The following is an 18,381-nucleotide window of genomic DNA, read 5'->3' as shown; positions in this document are numbered from 1 at the left end:
GAATCATCATGGATAACAAACGTCGTCAATTTTTGAAAACAGGCCTTGCTGCCGGTGGTGTTGGAGCTTTTGCTGCAGGTTATGCGACAACCACAAAACACATGGTTCACGGTGCTATCGATGGCACCGCGGGTAAGAAAACCAACCACATCCATCACGGTAATTCGCTAGAGACAGAATACAGTGTCGATGAGCAAGGTAAGATCTCGCCGAATCCAAACCAACGCGTTGCACCATCAATGTGTTTTGGTTGCTGGACACTGTGTGGCTTGCGTGTACGTATCGATAATCGCAATGACGAGATCTTGCGTATCTCAGGTAATCCGTATCACCCACTATCAAGTGATCAGCAGATCCCGTTCAAAACACCGGTAAAAGACGCCTACATTGGCTTGTCTGGTGAGTCAGGCATCAATAACCGCTCGACAGCCTGTGCCCGTGGTAACGGCATGTTGGAGATTCAAAACAGCCCATACCGAATCACTCAACCGTTAAAACGTGTTGGTAAACGAGGTGAAGGCAAGTGGGAGCCGATCAGCTACGAACAACTTATCTCTGAGATCACCGAGGGTGGTGACTTATTCGGTGAAGGTAAAGTTGAGGGCTTACGATCGATTCGCGATATCGAAACACCACTTGATCCAAACAACCCTGAATACGGTCCCAAAGCCAACCAATTGTTGGTGACGAATGCTGGTAATGAAGGCCGTGATGACATCTTGAAGCGCTTTGCATTCAACAGCTATGGTACACGAAACTTCGGTCACCACGGCTCTTACTGTGGCTACGCATTCCGTGCAGGTTCTGGCGCGATCATGAACGATCTAGACAAGTTCTCGCACCTAAAACCCGACTTCAACAACGCAGAGTTCATTCTTTTCATCGGCATGTCTCCAGCTCAAGCGGGTAACCCGTTTAAGCGCCAAGCGAGACAATTGGCTGAGGCTCGTACCAACGGAAAACTGAGCTACACCATTGTGACTCCAAGCCTTCCGGCAGGATCGTCAAGCCTTGCGGCGGGCGATCGCAATAACTGGCTACCGATCAAACCGGGCACCGATTCAGCATTAGTTCTTGGCATGATCCAATGGATCATCGACAACCAGCGCTACAATCACGACTTCTTGTCTCGCCCAAGTGCGCAAGCGATGAAGCAAGCAGGCACCACACACTGGTGTAATGCATCTCACCTTGTGATCAGTGACGAGTCGCACCCACAAAATGGGCGTATGCTTCGTGCATCGGATATAGGGTTGCTAGAAACAGGCGAACCGATGTCTGACGATGACGGATTCATCGCACTCAATATGACAACGTCACTATTATCATCGCATATTCAGGTGAATGAAGCGGCTCTGTTCGTCGATCAAGATGTAGAAATCGATGGTCAGACTGTTCGCGTTAAATCTTCTCTGCAAAGATTGAAAGAAGAAGCCTTCAAATACGACCTTGCTTACTACAGTGAGCAGTGTGAGATCCCACAAGACCAGATTATTGCACTGGCAAAACGCTTCACCAGTTACGGTACAAAAGCAGTCGTGGATACTCACGGTGGAAACATGCACACCAACGGCTTCTACAACTCGTTCTCTATTCTGATGCTGAACGCGCTGATCGGTAACATCAACGCGAAAGGCGGTGCGATGGCGAAAGCGGGCGGCTACCCGACTTCGGTTGCTGGTCCACGTTACGACTTTACCAAGTTTAAAGGTAAGACTAAGCCTCAAGGTGTATTCTTGTCCCGCAGCAAGTTCCCGTATCAAAAAACTAGCGAATACAAACGTCGCGTTGCCGCAGGCGAGTCACCTTACCCGACCCGCGCGCCGTGGTACCCAATATCAGCTCCGCTTTTAACTGAGCACTTATCAGCTGCGATTGACGGTTACCCTTACCGTGCAAAAGCGTGGATCAACCACATGGCGAACCCACTATATGGTGTCCCAGGCTTAGACAACCTGCTAGGCGAGAAGCTTAAAGATCCCAAACAGCTTGGCTTGATCGTGTCTATCGATGCCTTTATCAATGAAACGACTGCCTTATCGGATTACCTAGTGCCAGACACAGTGACCTACGAGAGCTGGGGCATGGCAACACCTTGGCATGGTGTCGCGACCAAAGCGATCACCGCTCGTTGGCCGATTGTTGAGCCTAAAACTTCCCGCACTCAAGACGGACGTGCCATCAACCTAGAGAACTTCTTTATTGATCTAGCGAAAACGCTTGGCCTAGGTGGCTTCGGCGACAACGTAATCAAAGACAATCAAGGTAACTGGCACGGTATTCATAGCGCTGAAGACTTCTACCTGCGCTCGGCTGCTAACTTAGCGTTCGTAAAAGGTGGCGTGCCGAATGTGGATGCGGAAGATATTGTTTGGTCTGGTCTTGAGCGCCTAGTGCCTGTGATGAACAAAACGCTCAAGCCTGAAGAGATGCTCAAAGTAGCGTACATTTTTGCGCGTGGCGGTCGTTTTGAAGACGCAACCAATGCCTACACCAATGAAACCATGAAGTACAAATGGACCAAACCTTTGGCAATCTGGAATGAAAAGCTCGGTACTTCTCGCAACACCATCAGTGGTGAGCAGTACATGGGTTGCCCGACATGGTATCCACAAAAGCTTGCAGACGGCACACCTTTGGCAGAGCAGTTCCCAGCAAAAGAGTGGCCGTTCACCCTAACCAACTTTAAGTCCAACATTCACAGTGCGGTATCGAATTTGTCACCACGCTTGGAATCTATCAAGGGGGTAAATCCGGTTTACATCCACCCGCAAGACGCCTCTTCTGCGGGTATCAAAACAGGTGACGTATTTGCGATTGAAACACCGAGCTCAACCACACATGCGTTGGCGATGGTGATTGATGGCATCAAACCGGGAACATTAGGCTTTGAACACGGCTTTGGACACAAAGAGCTCGGTGAACGCGCACACTGGATTGGTGACGCACAACAACCAGTGAAGATGAAGTCGAACGATGGCGTTAACATCAATGATATAGGCTTGATTGACCCGACGAGAGAAGGCAAAGGCGTCATGTTAGATTGGGTTGTAGGAGCAGCAGCCAGACAAGCGCTTCCGGCTAAGATCTACAAGGTCTAGCTTAAACTCAGCAAGCTATAACTTAATCACTGATTCAAAACACTTCCTTATCTGATTTGCAGATTAGAACACAACAGGGCAACTTCGTCATTCGAGGTTGCTCTGCTTTTTCGTCCCCTTGATCTAGAAAAGCAGCCTATTTGGATAAACGTCCAATCTACATAAAGTACCCAATCTAGATAAAGCATCCGCTCTAGATAGAGTAATCAACCCAAAGCCATTAGGTAATCTTCATTTCACCACAACTTTTTTAGCCCGCATCCATAAAGCAGCTATGCTTATACAATCGGTGCCATAAAAGAGCCTTAACAAGCAGTTATACCGAGGCGAACATGGCAGTTCCCTTGCATTTCATAAACGGCAGTTGGATCAACCTATAGAAGTTCACATCAATACCATTATGGTAACTGAGGTTATTAATGTGAGACTCACCTCAAGTTCCAAGTGAATTAATGTGGAAATCCACAATAGCGCGAACAACCAATTATGTCGAAAATGCGTGCATTACAACCAATAGCGACGCCTCATGACTAAGCTGACAATTAAAACTCAAACTCTAACGCTTTGCATCGCTGCTCTAGGAAGCCTTTCTTTATCCGCTTTTGCACAAGCAGCACCCAATCCAATGCCAGAAGCCGCAGAAACTTGTAGCGGCTGCCATCAAGCCGACGGTAAAGGCATGCCCAACATTGCCCCTATGCTTGCAGGGCTCAATGCTGACTATCTAGAACATCAACTGGTTCTGTTCTCAAGTGGTGAGCGTCAAAGCGCGATCATGAAGGGAATGGCTGACGGTGTATCTGATCCCGCTGTTCGTCGTGAGGTCGCAGAATACTTTGCATCACTACCTTCATACGAATTTACCGATTTAGAGCAGCGCGGCTCACAGGCTGATATCGATAACCCCTATCGTAAACTTGTATTCCAAGGCGATTGGGATAGAAACATTCCAGCCTGTGCAACCTGTCATGGGCCAAGCGGTATGGGCGTGGACAAATTCCCGCGCCTAGCAAGCCAGCATGCCGACTACATTCAAACTCAGCTCAACGCCTGGAAAAATGGCACTCGTAAGGGTGATGATTTGAACATGATGGGTAATATCGCGGGCAAGTTAACCGACGATGAGATCAAAAACCTGTCTTACTACTTCGCCTCTTTCCGATACTAAAGGGCTCGCATGAAAACATTACTTCTAATTACCGCAACCCTTGCCTCTGGAATCGCTTATGCCGAAGCAGAGTTGCCAGATCGCCAAACCGAACTGCCCGCCGTTGAAAAACCACAAGATAATAAATATCTGGTGCCACGCGACTTGGTAGATATTCCTGATGGGGAATTTGGTGACAAAGTAAAACTGGGCTATTCCCTGTTTGTCGATTCACAACAGATGCGTGGTACGTTCGTCGGCAATGAACAAAACTGTGTCAACTGCCACATGCAAGCGGGCATGAAGCCTAACGCTGCCCCTCTTTGGGGTGCGTACATGGCCTACCCTGCGTATCGTTCTAAGAATGACAAGGTAAACAGCTACGCAGAACGTATCCAAGGTTGCTTCACCTACTCAATGAATGGTCTGCCACCGGCTGAGGGTTCAAAAGAGATGGTCGCACTGACGGCGTATTCATACTGGCTGGCGATGGGCGGCATCTTAGACAAGAACGGCATGCAAGATACACCCGTTCCTGAGATTAGCGATGCCGACTTACAAGTCGGTGGTAAAGCGGAAAGCTTCCCTCTCCCTGAAGAGCTGTTAAGCAAATACCCAATCGATGGCCGCAGTAAGTTGGCAGGGCGTGGCTATCCTAAGATTGATAATCCTGAACAAGAGCCATCGATAGCGCGTGGTGAAAAGGTTTACCAAACCAACTGCCAAACCTGTCATGGTCAAAATGGTGAAGGTATTAAAGGGGCTGACGGACGTTCATACTTTCCACCATTGTGGGGCGAAAACGCGTATAACTGGGGCGCGGGTATGCACCGGGTGAACACCGCTGCCTATTTCATCTATGAAAACATGCCGCTTGGAAAGAGCCAGCAACTTTCGATTCAAGATGCATGGGATGTGGCTGCATTTGTGAATAGTCATGAACGCCCACAAGATCCTCGATACAAAGGTGATGTTGCTAGCAATGCTAAGCGCTACCACAACCACCAAGGTTACTATGGTAAAGAAGTCGACGGTAATGTACTGGGTTCAAAAGCCTACCCAAGTGGTAAAGAAGTGATTCATGAGCATTGATAGACATTAGTAAAAGAGCCATTCACGCCAGATATAGCTAAGCTTTACATTGTAAATCAGCTATAGCCGGAGGAATAAAAAGGAGCCAGATCGTTCGACGTTCTGGCTCCTTTTTTATGTTTGAACGATTAGAGATTCAGCTAATCTTGCTGCATCTTTTCCCAAATGGTCGGAGAGCCAATATAGTCTTGAACCGTAGTGATGAATTCTTTGACTAGTTTGGTTTGCTTACGGTGCGGATACACAGCGTAGATTGCGGTATCAATCGTAGAGATCGGATAATCCGGCAGTAAAGTGACCAAGCCAAGTTCTTTCATTGAGGCATACAGGTTTGATTGATCAAGGAAGCCATAACCTAGACCATCTTTCACACAAGACACCATAGTACGAACATCACTCACCTTATAGTTGCCACGAATCGTTAGGCTCTGGAAGGTATTACCTCCCGGCTCTTCACTAATGCGCAGATGGTCGACCGTCATATCACCATTGGTATAAATCACCGCAGGTAGAGCGAGTAGATCTTGTGGCGTTTTCGGTTCACCGTGCTGCTTCACAAAATCGTTTGACGCGACCAACATGAAATTACTGTCGGCAATCTTCTTCGCAATCAAATTCGATTCAACAAGCTTACTGAAGCGAAACGCGATATCAAACTGCCCTGCAATGATATTGGCGATCTTATCGTCTAGTGAAAGTACGATCTGAACATCTGGGTACTTTCTCATGAACTGAGTGATGATAGGTTGCAAATATTGCTGCCCAAAATAGATCGGTGAAGTAATTCGTAGCACGCCTTTTGGCTCTGACTGGTATGAATCTGCAATGCCTTGAATCTGATTGATGGTGTCTTTCAGTACATAGGTTTGTGCGAGAATATCTTCCCCTGCCGACGTCAACGAAAACGAGCGTGTAGAGCGGTTCAGCAGCTGAACACCTAAATCTTGCTCGAGCTTTTTGATCTGTTTAGAGAGTGATGAGTTGTCCATATCATGTAAGGTTGCCGCTTTGGTAAACGACCCTTGTTGAACCACATCTAAGAACAATAACAACTGATTAGTATTTGGCACTGCGCCTCTCCTGAAATAAAACTCGACTAGCGTTCGTCTTTAGGGGTATCCATCACAACCATAGTCGTAATAGATTGCACCTGAGCACATTCCCCAAGCACATCGGCATGAAACTTCTTATAGCCCGGTAGATCTTTGGTTTCTACCCTTAGCAAGTACTCGTTGGCACCGGTAATGTTGTGGCACTCCACCACCTCTTTTTCCATACTGACATGCTGTTCAAACTCTAGTTGAGCCGCTTTGCTGTGGCTCGATAAACCAATCGAAACGTAAGCAATAAAGCCAACGCCCATCAGGCCATTATCCAGAACTGCACGGTAACCTTGAATGATCCCTTTACGCTCGAGATCTTGTACTCGCCTTAAGGTCGCAGAAGCCGACAAGCCAATCCGTTCTGAAAGCTCAATGTTGGAGATTCTGCCGTCCAATTTAAGCTCTTGCAATATCCTTTCGTCAAACCTATCCATAAGTACTTATTATTGTGCATTTAGTGATAATAGAGGAAATAAAAGCACATAATTGCCTCACTTTCCACCTACTATGTTTCTCAACACGTGAAAGTCATGACCGGTCAGTCACTTCGTTCATTTTTTGCTGGAGAACCATAATGCCTTTAGAACAACTTAGCGCACTTGCCTTGTTTGCGTTCGTCTCGACCTTCACACCAGGTCCAAATAACATCATGCTCATGACATCAGGAGCAAATGTTGGCTTTGCCCGTACTATTCCACACATGCTTGGCATTGCTCTAGGGTTTGCAGCCATGTTGCTGCTGGTTGGCTTCGGTTTAATGGGCATTTTCAACGCGTACCCAGTTACTCACCAAATACTGAAATACCTGAGCCTTGCTTACCTCGTGTACCTTGCAATCAAGATAGCATTGAGCGGCAAAGCGAAAAGTACTGAAGCTTTTAAACCAATGACCTTCCTCGGCGCTGCCAGTTTTCAGTGGGTGAACCCTAAAGGTTGGTCAATGGCGCTGACTGCGATTTCAGTTTATAGCAGCGGCAGTTCATGGTGGGAGCTTGCAATCATCGCAGGTATCTTCACGCTAGCCAACTTGCCTTCTGTGACCTTCTGGACGGCAGCAGGCAAGCAACTACAACACTGGTTAACAACACCAGTCCGCATTAAAAGCTTCAACTACGGTATGGCTGGCTTGCTTCTAGCATCGACCATTCCGATGCTCTAGTCGAATAACTTCTGTATTTTAACGGTTGGTACTCCTGTGCTAACCGTTATTCTCTTTATAAATAACCCACAAGTTCACTAAGCCAACGACCAAACATCGTCTGCCCGCTCGGCGTTAACGTCCACACAAACGCCGCAACATTCACTGCCACTGTCACCCAATATATGGCTCTGAACGGCTGCTTCTGCGTTTTATGACGCAGCTTATCTTGAGCAATCAACGCCCCTAGCCAGCCACCAGCAACAGAAAAAATATGCAGAGTTTTCTCTGGCACACGCCAATTGCCATTGATCGCTGCTCGCTTGTCCTTCGCGTACACAAAAAACGTCACGAAACCGATAACCAAATACCACACCAACAGCGCTTTAGAACTTTCCGCAAACAACACAGACACCGCCACCAGAACCAAATAAGTGATAACGATTTGAATAGATGAAGACAACATGACTCCTTTTGAGCAACAGCTCACATACTGTAGCAATTACGCCCTGTAGATTTTGATAAGGATGAGTAAGGCATATTGTAATTCGGTTAGCCTGCAAAGAATAAACAAGCCCTTTCATCCCTACATAACATGATGGAAGTTAAAGGAATTATAAATATGTACAACCAAAAGTACGCCATCTACCAAGTTTTTACGCGTTTATTTGGCAATAAAAACACCCAACATGTTCCATGGGGCACAATCGAGCAAAATGGCGTCGGTAAGTTCAGTGATTTTACCGACAAAGCGCTGTCTGAAATCCGCAAACTCGGTATGACTCATATTTGGTATACCGGAGTGCCACATCATGCGCTCATCAATGACTACAAGCACCTTGGTATTTCAGACGATCACCCTAGCGTGGTAAAAGGCCGTGCGGGATCACCATATGCCGTCAAAGACTACTATTCCGTAAACCCAGATCTCGCAGACAACCCTGAATGCCGACTAGAGGAGTTCGAGGCACTAATCAAAAGAAGTCACGACAATGGTTTAAAAGTGATTATCGATATCGTACCGAATCACGTTGCGCGTCATTATAAAGGCTTAAACAACCCAGAAGGTGTCAGTGACTTCGGCGCTCAAGATGACACAACGCTGGAATACCACAAAGACAATAACTTCTACTACATTCCCAACAGCACCTTTGAATTGCCAGACATAGAGCCCGCCTTTACGCCGCTAGGTGGTGAACAGCATCCCAACCTAAACTCCCCGTTTATAGAGACGCCCGCCAAATGGACAGGTAACGGCTCACGTTTAGCCAAGCCTAGTTTCGATGATTGGTATGAAACGGTGAAAATCAATTATGGCATGCGACCAGACGGTTCAAAAGACTTCCCTGAACTACCGAGTGACTATGCTCAACGCAATTACATGGATCATTTCCGTTTCTGGGAATCTGTTTATGTGCCTAACTCTTGGGCTAAATTCCGAGATATCGCCTTGTTTTGGTTGAATAAAGGTGTTGATGGGTTTCGCTACGATATGGCTGAGATGGTTCCAGTCGAATTTTGGAGCTACCTTAATTCATCTATAAAGATGAAAAACCAAGATGCCTTTTTAATGGCTGAGGTGTACCAACCGGACTTATATCGCGACTATATCCACTTAGGCAAAATGGACTACCTCTATGACAAAGTAGATCTGTACGACGGTCTAAAAGACATCATGCTAGGCAATACTTCCACGGCTATCATCCCCAAAATCCAACATCAAATGATGGATATTGAACATCACATGCTGCACTTCTTGGATAACCATGACGAGCAACGCATCGCGTCTCCTGAATTTGTAGGTGACCCAAATATAGCGAAGCCTGCAATGCTAGTCAGCGCGTTATTGAGTAGTTCTCCAACCATGATCTACTTTGGGCAAGAAGTCGGCGAACCGGGCGCGGAGAATGCAGGCTTTGGACAGCCCTCACGAACTTCCATATTTGACTACATCGGAGTCCCACAACACCAAAAGTGGATGAACCACGGCGCATTCGATGGCGGGCTATTAGACGAAAACGAAAAGCAGCTGCGTCACTTCTATCAAAAGGTAATGAACTTTTCGCTAGAGCACTCATCGATAACAGGTGATTACCAAGACTTACACCAGTGCTGTAACTTAAGTGATTCAGTCTACGCATTTCTGCGCTCTGACCACCAAGAGCTAACCATTGTTGCAGCTAATTTCAGCCAACATACCACTGAAAATATTCACTTAAAGATTCCAAGTGATGTAATCCAAAAACTCAAATTAGTTGATGGTCGTTACATACTCAATGAATATATTGAAGGCATAGCGCAACAAGTGCTCGACATTGAGAACAGTGTTGGCAGTTTTAATATTGAATTGAAACCGCTGGCGTCTTTGGCTTGGGTGTTATCCTTAAATGGATGATATACCTATCAATATAAATTACCGAACAGCTCGCTTTTAGCTAATTGATAAATAACTTAATTCCCACATTAAATTAACGTCACCTCAATTCGATACCTTCCTCACATTAATAAGGATGAGCTCTCATCCTTATTATCTACTCCCATCCTCTACGCCTTCTACTATTGATATTAAACATATGAGTTATTGATCCAATAAATTTAACTTAAACCAAATACAAAGCGTGATATTGACACTATGTTTCCTATTTTTATATATTAAAAATAACTTTATACATAGCCATCACAAATAGTTGACCATCGTTAAGACTAGGATATTCATCTTCATAAAAAGTGAAATATGGATATTAAAACGTGAACAACATAAATATTAATAAAATTATCTCTCTACGAAATACCTTCAACAATACCAAAAAGAAGAGCTTCAAACGCTCTACATTGGCCAAAGCAATGTTACCGCTCTTCACCGCTACTTTGATCGCGGGTTGTGGTAGTGATAATGATAGCGACAACGGTACAGCCCCTGGCAACAGTGGTTTATACCCTGCAGCTGAAAACGAAGTCGTTATTTACTACAAACGCGATGTTGCCGCTGCCAGCTCATCTGGCTCTACTTACGACGGTTGGGGACTTCACCTGTGGAATGGCGAAGGCTGTACTAGCACAGACTTAGTCGGCATGGGGTTGAGTGAAACCGGAACCGATTGGAACAGCCCTTACGAATACGATGGTATCAGCGATACTTACGGTGCCTATTATGTGTTGAAAGTTGACCCAGATGCCTCTGACCCACACAAATGCATGAACTTCATCTTGCACAATGGTGATGAGAAAGCATTTGGCAGTGCGAACTCAAAAGTCGAGTTAACTAAGCTTGGCGATTCACAAGGCGTATTTGGTTTCCATGGCAGCAGCGAGTTGTACTACGACCCAATTTCAGAGCGCCCAGTCAATATTGATGGTCAAAAAGCACACTGGCTAGATGCAACCACAATTGGTTGGGAAGCGGCTAGCAATGCAGACTCTGTGAAGCTTTTCTATGCACTAGACAACAGCATCACAATGAACGATGACAAAGAGATTGTCGGTGGAACTGCAATTGAACTAAGCAAAGACGGAGAACTATCTTCTGAATTGAAAGAGCGTTTCCGACACCTTGCAAGCTTACCTGCCCTAGCTATCGATGTTGACGACAGCACACTTCGCACTATTTTAAAATCTCAGATAATTTTTGTTGCCTACAATGCCAATGGCGATGTTATCTCTTCAACTGAGGTTCAAAAACCTGGTGTGCTTGATGCGGTATTTGCTAGCGAAGATGCTGGTAATGCAATGGCTGAAGAACTAGGCGCAATTGTTGAAGGCAGTGCGGCGACCTTCAAGCTTTGGGCACCAACCGCGCAAGATGTAGAGCTAGTTCTTTACAGCGAAGACCTGAAAAGCTCACAAGTTTTTCCAATGACAGAAAGCACTGAGACGGGTATTTGGGCGACTGACGCGGTACCTAACGCTGTCAACAGTTACTATCGCTACCAAGTGAAGGTTTACCACCCAACCACAGGCAACATTGAGACTCGCCTAGTGACAGACCCATATTCTCTCAGCTTATCGAAGAATTCGGCATACTCTCAAGTGATTGACCTAAATGATTCAACCTTGAAACCAGCGAACTGGGACAACTACCAACGACCAACCGTAGAAAAAGACGAAGACCACGTACTTTACGAATCACACCTACGTGACTTTAGCTTCAGCGATAAGCTCGGCACAGCTAGCCTAAATGGCAAGTACCTCGCTCTTACAGAAGCCGATCGTGAGTCGGTCAAACACCTACAAGCTCTCCAAGAAGCAGGTTTAACTACGCTGCATATCTTACCAGCATTTGATATCGCTACCGTCGATGAAGATGCCGCGAGCCGTGTTGATATCACCGACACCGTAGGAAAACTGTGTGATGTAAAACCGACAGCTACCTTATGTGGAAGCGAAGACGAAAACAAAGTCATCGAAGACGTACTCGATGGTTATGACCCTTCAACGGGTGACGCACAAGCATTAATGAATGACCTTCGTATGCTTGATAGCTTCAACTGGGGCTACGACCCATTCCATTACACAGTTCCTGAGGGAAGTTACGCGACCGATCCTAATGGTTCTCAGCGTATTCTCGAATTCCGTCAGATGGTCAAAGCTACGCACGACATGGATCTTAAGCTGATCATGGACGTGGTATACAACCACACCAATGCGTCTGGTGTGAACGATAAGTCGGTACTGGATAAGATTGTCCCTGGGTACTACCACCGTCTTAACGTCAACACTGGTGGCGTAGAAAACTCGACTTGTTGTGACAACACTGCGACCGAAAACCTGATGATGGGTAAATTGATGGTCGACTCACTTAAGGTGTGGGCTGACGACTACAAAGTGGATGGTTTCCGTTTTGACTTGATGGGCCACCAGCCAAAAGATGTAATGGTCGAAGCATTGGAAGAAGTGCGCAAAATCGACCCGAATACTCTGTTCTACGGGGAAGGCTGGGACTTTGGTGAAGTCGCCAACAACGCCCGCTTCGATCAAGCGAACCAAATCAACATGGCAGGTACAGAAATCGGTACCTTCTCAGACCGTTTGCGTGACGCCGTTCGTGGTGGTAGCCCATTCGATGGTGGTGTCGACTCAGAAGGGAACCACCCACTTCGCTTTAACCAAGGCTTTGGTAACGCAGCGATTGCCAACGAAGAAACCAAAGTTGATCAAGATTCGATCAATGGTCGTTTACATAACCAAGACCTTGTTCGTTTAGGTATGGCAGGTAACCTCGCAGAATACGTACTGATTGATTACAAAGGCGATACCAAACTGGGTAAAAACGTTGATTACAACGGCGCGCCAGCTGGTTACACCAAGATGCCTTCCGAGAACATCTCTTACGTTTCCAAACACGATAACCAAACACTTTGGGATAACAACGCTTACAAGATCGCCACTGGTACTAGCTCTGCAGAGCGTGCTCGCATGCAGTCTGTATCACTCTCTACCGTGATGTTAGGCCAAGGCATACCATTCATCCATATGGGTTCTGAACTGCTACGATCTAAGTCTATGCAGCGCGATTCTTACGATTCTGGTGACTGGTACAACCGCGTCATGTTTGATGGGACGGACAACAACTGGAATGTTGGCTTACCTCGTGAAGATAAAGATGGTGCAAACTGGGATCTGATCAAAACAATCATTGCTGACAGCGCGGCTAAACCAGACTCAGACGACATTGAGCTGACTAAGCAGCAATTCCTAGAGCTATTAAAGATCCGTAGCTCAAGCGAACTGTTCCGCTTAGATACAGCTGACGAAGTTATGAAGCGTGTCGACTTCCGTAACGTTGGCGAAGATCAAGTCGAAGGCCTGATTGTCATGTCGATCGATGATGGCGTGTCTGCGGGCGACGATCTTGACCCTGCAAATGATGCGATTGTGGCAGTTGTAAACTCAACTAATAAATCTCAATCATTCAAAATCACAGGAGCAACCGGCTTTACACTTCATGACGTTCAACAAAACTCGGCTGACGACACAGTAAAAGGTGCAAGCTTTGCTAATGAATCATTCACAGTTCCGGCACTAACGACAGCTGTGTTTGTACAAGCACAAAACGGTGCTCAAGGCGCTGGTTTGCCGGTTGATAACTCTGGCAAGGATGTATCGAGCATTCCGCCATACGGCCAAACAACCGTGTATGTTCGTGGGGATATGAATGGTTGGAACCCTGTTGATGATTGGGCGATGAGCTTTGTTGCTAATGGGGTTTATTCTGTAACAGGCAATTTGGAAGCAGGTAACTATGGCTTCAAGTTTGCAGATGCTGATTGGAAAACACCTAACTTTGGTTGCGATTCTGTAGAGCTTGCAAGCGGGTCAATCGATATTGGCACAGGTGGCAATTGCCAATTGAGCGTAACGGAAGCGGGCAGCTACACCTTCACCTTGAATGCCATTCACGAGCTTGACGACAATGTAGACAAAGCTGTGGTATCTGTCACTAAGAATTAAGCTCCAAGCTTAGGTTCAAGTAACAGATAATAAAACAAGCGAAAGCTAGCCTTTGGGAGACGTCAGTCTCCCTTTTTTACAACTATTGAACCCAGCAGATTTAAGCAAATAATAAACAACTGCATCGCCCATTAAAATTCGGGGCATTTCCAACCATACTTTATAGCCCCTACATTCGATTACATGGCTGAAAACTTAGAACTAAAGGGAAAGGATATTCCTTAGAACCGTTAAAACCAAATCTTAACGATATATCATAGTAGGAATGCCGCTCTCCCTTAAGTGAACAGAATTAATCCTGGCAGCCTTTTTTGAAGGGTTACGCCCTACAATTACGATTAAAATACATTCAATTCTCGATGTAATATTCTATCAACAGCAAAACACCGCAGTTGTTTGCGGTGTCGTTAAATTTTGATTAGGAAAACTTCCATGAACCGTAAACATATCATCAAAACCATCCAAATGGGCATCGTGACTACAGCATTGATGGGCGGGATGGCTTTGGCTAATACCACTGATCTTGTAGAATCTACCGACGCTGCTCGCGCCCTGGCACATACTCCTAGCACTGCAACAACGCAACAAATACAAGCTGAAAATGCCGCGCACAAACAGGCACTGCAAACACTTGAAAGCAACGGTAATGTTGATCAATATATGGAAACGGATAAAGCAGGGGAAACGACTACTGGTCACGTATCAAAATGCGAAAATACAGAAGTCCCTTTAGGCGAGAAAGTTGCTGAACATTGCAAATAAAAAGCATATACATTAAAGCGGTATTCGATAGGGTTCCTTAGAAGATGCTAACCGATGCTTAACTTACAAGCATTGCACTTTTAAAGGAACCCTTTATCTATATTACTTGGCGTTGACGGCTCGCACAAAGGCTTCTTGTGCACCTTCAATACCAAGGGCTTTTGCTTCATCTAATAAGCTAAGTGCTTTGGGAATATTGTCTGCGTCTACTGCTGCTTGAATGGCATTATGGTAGTAAGTTTGTGTTTCTGGTTGAATAGTCTCAACCTTAGCTGCTGCCGCTGGTTTAGCGTTAGATTCACTGCTAGAGCCAAATGAGAAGAAGCCCACTCTATCAATAGTCACTTCAATCTTACCGACATTCGCGTTTGGAACGGGGATGTCTTTTACTTCTGGCAGGTAGTTACCGCGGCCTTCCGCATCTAAACGTGCAGGGTGAATGACATCAGTAAAACCACCAAGATCTTCTTGCTCTGTATAGATAACTAAGTAAACAGATTCAGCAGTTGTCGGTGGGTAAAAATCATTTTCTGCAACAAGACGGTTGCCCAAATGCAACCTAGGCTTCGCGTATTCGAAGCTCTCTTTGCCATAACGCTCTAACTCGCGACCGTTTTTATCGTAAATCACGGCATTCGGCACAAATGCTGTATCACCGATCATGCTGGTGATCTTAATAGAGTATTCACCGCGATCCGCTGGTAGCTCGATCGCTACTACAGGGCTGTTTATACCCTGATAGTTTAAAATTTGACTGTCTGGTGTTACATCGAAAATTGCCGAGCTTGGAAGCTTCATCGGGGCAAATTGAAGACCAGCAATAGAGTTAACTTGTTCAGCCTGTGCCACTTGCACTTGCTCGACTACTTGTGCAGATTGACAACCGGCCAACGCAACACAACCACTCAACATTAGAGCTTTAAAATACATAACCCTTCCTTCTTGTTATTTTTTTAAGAAATTTACTAACTTTAATTACCACAAAGAGAACTATTCACCTAGGGAACGATCAACTTAATCGTACATTCCTTAAAAAAATAGCCGACGCGAGCCGGCTATGAATTAGGACAGTTTAGGATTTGTTAAGCTAAGTGTTTACCACCAAGCTTCAGCTTGGATACCGAACACGTACTCAGTATCGTCGCCGTTGAATGCATCTTTGTTTTCAGTATCTAGGATGTAAGAACCGTAAACACGAATTTCAGGACGAGCCCAGAAGCTGTCACCCATAGCCCAAGCTTGAGCTACTGTGAACTTAGCGTTACCGAAATCTTCTTTAGCTAAACCGCTGTCTGAAATTTTCTCACCAGCATTGTAACCTGCTTCGAAGATAGTACGCATAGTGTCGTTCCACTTAAACATTGGACGAGCAACTACAGAGTACTGGTCGATATCAAAGTTTTTGTTTGTGTAAACGCCTGCAGCTTGACCACCGATGTCGCTACCAGATAGGTATGCTAGTTGGTGACCCATTTCCCAAGATTCGCCTAGGTTCATTACACCCCAGTTGATCAAACGGAAACCAGATGCATCGTTGAATGCTTCAGTACCACGAGCGTAGTATGTACCTGAACCCCAGAAGTTAGCCGCCTGAACACCGTAACCGTTAGTACCGTATTGAAGGATAGTTTGGTGGAAACCGTTATCCATACCTTGGTGAATGATCGCAGAAGCTAGTAGGCCATCATCCGCTTCTTCACTCTTATCATCAGAGTCAGTTGCAAAGTTGTACGCTAATGCTAGCTCTAGAGATGCATCTTGCCATAGGCCAATGTTCGCTAGACGAGCATCAAAAATGTAACCTGTAGACTCGTCGTGGTCACCGTCTTGAATCAGCGCAACAGAAAGCTTCTGGTCACCAATAGATAAGTTTTCAATACCACCACCGGTACCTGACGTGTTTAGGAAGTAAAAGTCAGTGATGTGGATATCTTTACGTTGGTAGTATGTTTTACCAGCCCAAAGCGTTGCTTCTTTGTCTGAAGCGATCACGCCTTTAGCTTTAACAGCAAATTGTGCAACGTTGAAATCACCGTCTTCCCAACCATTAGAACCGTTGTTGCCTTGAGCAATCATAGATTCTACGCGCCACGTTTGCTCGCCAGTTTTTAGTTCTTCAGCTAGACCAAACTCGTAGTAGTTGTCATTTTCGTTACCTAGACGACCAATACCGTTTTTATTTACTGATACGTCGCCGTTACCGTTACCGCTAATACCAGTACCAGCACGCATGTAGCCATTAAAATCTACAGCGAACGCAGAGCCAGCAGCTAATGTAGTTGCCACTGCAACAGCAATCAAACTTACTTTTTTCATTCTTAACTCCATTAAGGACGATTTATTTTAGGTTTTTATATTTTTGCTCTCTTGCGGCAACCAAAGGCAGTAATGGTAGTCGTAAGATAGAGAGGTTTAGGGTTTCCCCTGATTCGTTTCAACGGGGTCAATATTAAGAGGGGATGACAAGTTTGACTTCCTCCGCCCCTAAGTTAATTAAGGGGGACTAGAGGGGAGTAGGAAATATACAGAATGGTGTTTTAAAGAGGTAGATCACTTAATATAGGAGGAGTAGACAGCACACAGATCTAATTATTCAACATAAGTGAGATCTAGCTCAAATATATAATTTGAACTTCATCGATGAATTATTTTTTTACCGTAATTAATCTGTGAAGTTGCTTGACCTTACTGTGACAAAGCCTTTTACTAATAGTTCACTGATGTTGATAAACGAACAAGAAATCAAGCAATGACTAGAACGCTCGCTCGCCCTTATCCGCTAGGCGCAACGCTAGGTAACACTGGCTGCAACTTCTCTATTTATTCTCCTGACTGTAAATCTCTTTCACTCGCTCTTTTTGACGAGAACGACGAATTCACCACTTATAAATTGGAAAATGAATACGCTGATATCAGATATGTCTTTATTGATGGTATTAAAGCGGGGCAAAAATACGGCTTCATTGCCGAAACGGACAATGGCCCTATCCTGCTTTCAGACCCGTATGCCAAAGCAATAAGCGAACCGCTCGATTACGTCACGCCATATACCAATGAAAAAAGCTTTGCTATGGCGAAATGTGTCGTTGTTGATGACACCTTCGATTGGCAAGATGTAGAAAAGCCACGCATTAGCCGCGAAGATACCGTTCTTTTTGAAACGCATGTAAAAGGTCTATCTCAACTGCACCCAGAAGTGGCTGCCAATACTAAAGGACGCTACTTAGGGTTAGTGAGCCCTGAAATGCTTGCGTTCTACAAACAGCAAAATATCAACTCTCTACAGCTTTTGCCCATTGCCGCATGCATGCATGAACCACACCTATTAGACATGGGTAAAGTGAACTATTGGGGCTACAACCCATACTTGTTTATGGTGCCTGACCCTCGCTACGCAGAGAAAGATGCCGTAAACGAGTTAAAGACTGCGATTCGCGAACTGCACCGCAATGGCATCGAAGTCATTCTAGACGTGGTGTACAACCACACAGCAGAAGGTGGGGAAGGCGGAACCACCTTCAACCTAAAAGCACTCGATAGCCGCTACTACATTAAACATGGCTGCCATTACGCGAACTTCACTGGCTGGGG

The 18,381-nt window shown here is 45.5% G+C and carries 13 protein-coding genes; 8 read left to right on the top strand and 5 right to left on the bottom strand.

Going from position 1 to position 18,381, the window contains the following annotated elements:
• Nucleotides 1-8 precede the first annotated feature (8 nt).
• From A136_RS01645 to A136_RS01635, 3 genes are all read left to right on the top strand, one after another.
• Nucleotides 9-3,101: a tetrathionate reductase subunit A gene (locus A136_RS01645; RefSeq protein WP_017064227.1), complete on the top strand. Its 3,093-nt coding sequence runs from the start codon at nucleotides 9-11 to the stop codon at nucleotides 3,099-3,101.
• A gap of 526 nt (nucleotides 3,102-3,627) precedes the next feature.
• Nucleotides 3,628-4,269 carry a c-type cytochrome gene (locus A136_RS01640; RefSeq protein WP_017064226.1) on the top strand — a complete coding sequence of 214 codons (642 nt, stop codon included), beginning with the start codon at nucleotides 3,628-3,630 and terminating at the stop codon, nucleotides 4,267-4,269.
• Nucleotides 4,270-4,278: 9 nt separating this feature from the next.
• The gene (locus A136_RS01635; protein ID WP_017064225.1) at nucleotides 4,279-5,340 is read left to right on the top strand and encodes a c-type cytochrome; all 1,062 of its coding nucleotides are present in this window, start codon (nucleotides 4,279-4,281) and stop codon (nucleotides 5,338-5,340) included.
• 140 nt (nucleotides 5,341-5,480) lie between these two features.
• Here A136_RS01635 and A136_RS01630 read toward each other — a convergent pair whose 3' ends face one another.
• Together A136_RS01630 and A136_RS01625 are read right to left on the bottom strand one after the other, a co-directional pair.
• Nucleotides 5,481-6,410: a LysR family transcriptional regulator gene (locus A136_RS01630; protein WP_017064224.1), complete on the bottom strand. Its 930-nt coding sequence runs from the start codon at nucleotides 6,408-6,410 to the stop codon at nucleotides 5,481-5,483.
• Nucleotides 6,411-6,436: 26 nt separating this feature from the next.
• Nucleotides 6,437-6,877: an Lrp/AsnC family transcriptional regulator gene (locus A136_RS01625; protein ID WP_009845852.1), complete on the bottom strand. Its 441-nt coding sequence runs from the start codon at nucleotides 6,875-6,877 to the stop codon at nucleotides 6,437-6,439.
• Between the two features lie 140 nt (nucleotides 6,878-7,017).
• On the opposite strand from A136_RS01625, the gene A136_RS01620 reads away from it, so the two are divergent.
• A complete protein-coding gene (locus tag A136_RS01620; protein WP_017064223.1) occupies nucleotides 7,018-7,602 on the top strand; it encodes a LysE family translocator in 585 nt (194 codons plus the stop codon).
• 55 nt (nucleotides 7,603-7,657) lie between these two features.
• Here the strand turns inward: A136_RS01620 and A136_RS01615 are convergent, their stop codons facing one another.
• A complete protein-coding gene (locus A136_RS01615; RefSeq protein ID WP_017064222.1) occupies nucleotides 7,658-8,047 on the bottom strand; it encodes a DUF1294 domain-containing protein in 390 nt (129 codons plus the stop codon).
• Nucleotides 8,048-8,203: 156 nt separating this feature from the next.
• Between A136_RS01615 and A136_RS01610 the strand changes: the two genes are divergently transcribed.
• The 3 genes from A136_RS01610 to A136_RS01600 all read left to right on the top strand — a co-directional run bounded on the left by A136_RS01610 (nucleotide 8,204) and on the right by A136_RS01600 (nucleotide 14,790).
• Nucleotides 8,204-9,976, top strand: a complete 1,773-nt coding sequence (locus A136_RS01610; RefSeq protein ID WP_017064221.1) for an alpha-amylase family glycosyl hydrolase — start codon at nucleotides 8,204-8,206, stop codon at nucleotides 9,974-9,976.
• A gap of 353 nt (nucleotides 9,977-10,329) precedes the next feature.
• Nucleotides 10,330-14,028: a pullulanase-type alpha-1,6-glucosidase gene (gene pulA / locus A136_RS01605; RefSeq protein WP_017064220.1), complete on the top strand. Its 3,699-nt coding sequence runs from the start codon at nucleotides 10,330-10,332 to the stop codon at nucleotides 14,026-14,028.
• A 432-nt stretch (nucleotides 14,029-14,460) separates the two neighbouring features.
• A complete protein-coding gene (locus A136_RS01600) occupies nucleotides 14,461-14,790 on the top strand; it encodes a hypothetical protein (RefSeq protein WP_017058851.1) in 330 nt (109 codons plus the stop codon).
• 102 nt (nucleotides 14,791-14,892) lie between these two features.
• Here the strand turns inward: A136_RS01600 and A136_RS01595 are convergent, their stop codons facing one another.
• Nucleotides 14,893-15,720: a MalM family protein gene (locus A136_RS01595; RefSeq protein ID WP_017064219.1), complete on the bottom strand. Its 828-nt coding sequence runs from the start codon at nucleotides 15,718-15,720 to the stop codon at nucleotides 14,893-14,895.
• A gap of 165 nt (nucleotides 15,721-15,885) precedes the next feature.
• The gene (gene lamB, locus A136_RS01590; protein WP_017058853.1) at nucleotides 15,886-17,106 is read right to left on the bottom strand and encodes a maltoporin LamB; all 1,221 of its coding nucleotides are present in this window, start codon (nucleotides 17,104-17,106) and stop codon (nucleotides 15,886-15,888) included.
• Nucleotides 17,107-17,539: 433 nt separating this feature from the next.
• On the opposite strand from lamB, the gene A136_RS01585 reads away from it, so the two are divergent.
• The coding region (locus A136_RS01585; RefSeq protein ID WP_017064218.1) for an alpha-amylase family glycosyl hydrolase at nucleotides 17,540-18,381 on the top strand (842 nt) is incomplete at its 3' end.

Origin of the sequence: Vibrio crassostreae 9ZC13, from assembly GCF_000272045.2 — a bacterium.
Taxonomy (GTDB): Bacteria; Pseudomonadota; Gammaproteobacteria; order Enterobacterales; family Vibrionaceae; genus Vibrio; species Vibrio crassostreae_C.
The sequence above is the reverse complement of the archived record's forward strand: the minus strand, read 5'-3'. Positions and strand labels throughout refer to the sequence as shown.

Bases quoted from the DNA above. Each gene is read 5' to 3' on its own strand.
- A136_RS01645 (WP_017064227.1), top strand. From the start codon at position 9: ATGGATAACAAACGTCGTCAATTTTTGAAAACAGGCCTTGCTGCCGGT.
- A136_RS01640 (WP_017064226.1), top strand. From the start codon at position 3,628: ATGACTAAGCTGACAATTAAAACTCAAACTCTAACGCTTTGCATCGCT.
- A136_RS01635 (WP_017064225.1), top strand. From the start codon at position 4,279: ATGAAAACATTACTTCTAATTACCGCAACCCTTGCCTCTGGAATCGCT.
- A136_RS01625 (WP_009845852.1), bottom strand. From the start codon at position 6,877: ATGGATAGGTTTGACGAAAGGATATTGCAAGAGCTTAAATTGGACGGC.
- A136_RS01620 (WP_017064223.1), top strand. From the start codon at position 7,018: ATGCCTTTAGAACAACTTAGCGCACTTGCCTTGTTTGCGTTCGTCTCG.
- A136_RS01615 (WP_017064222.1), bottom strand. From the start codon at position 8,047: ATGTTGTCTTCATCTATTCAAATCGTTATCACTTATTTGGTTCTGGTG.
- A136_RS01610 (WP_017064221.1), top strand. From the start codon at position 8,204: ATGTACAACCAAAAGTACGCCATCTACCAAGTTTTTACGCGTTTATTT.
- A136_RS01600 (WP_017058851.1), top strand. From the start codon at position 14,461: ATGAACCGTAAACATATCATCAAAACCATCCAAATGGGCATCGTGACT.
- A136_RS01595 (WP_017064219.1), bottom strand. From the start codon at position 15,720: ATGTATTTTAAAGCTCTAATGTTGAGTGGTTGTGTTGCGTTGGCCGGT.
- lamB (WP_017058853.1), bottom strand. From the start codon at position 17,106: ATGAAAAAAGTAAGTTTGATTGCTGTTGCAGTGGCAACTACATTAGCT.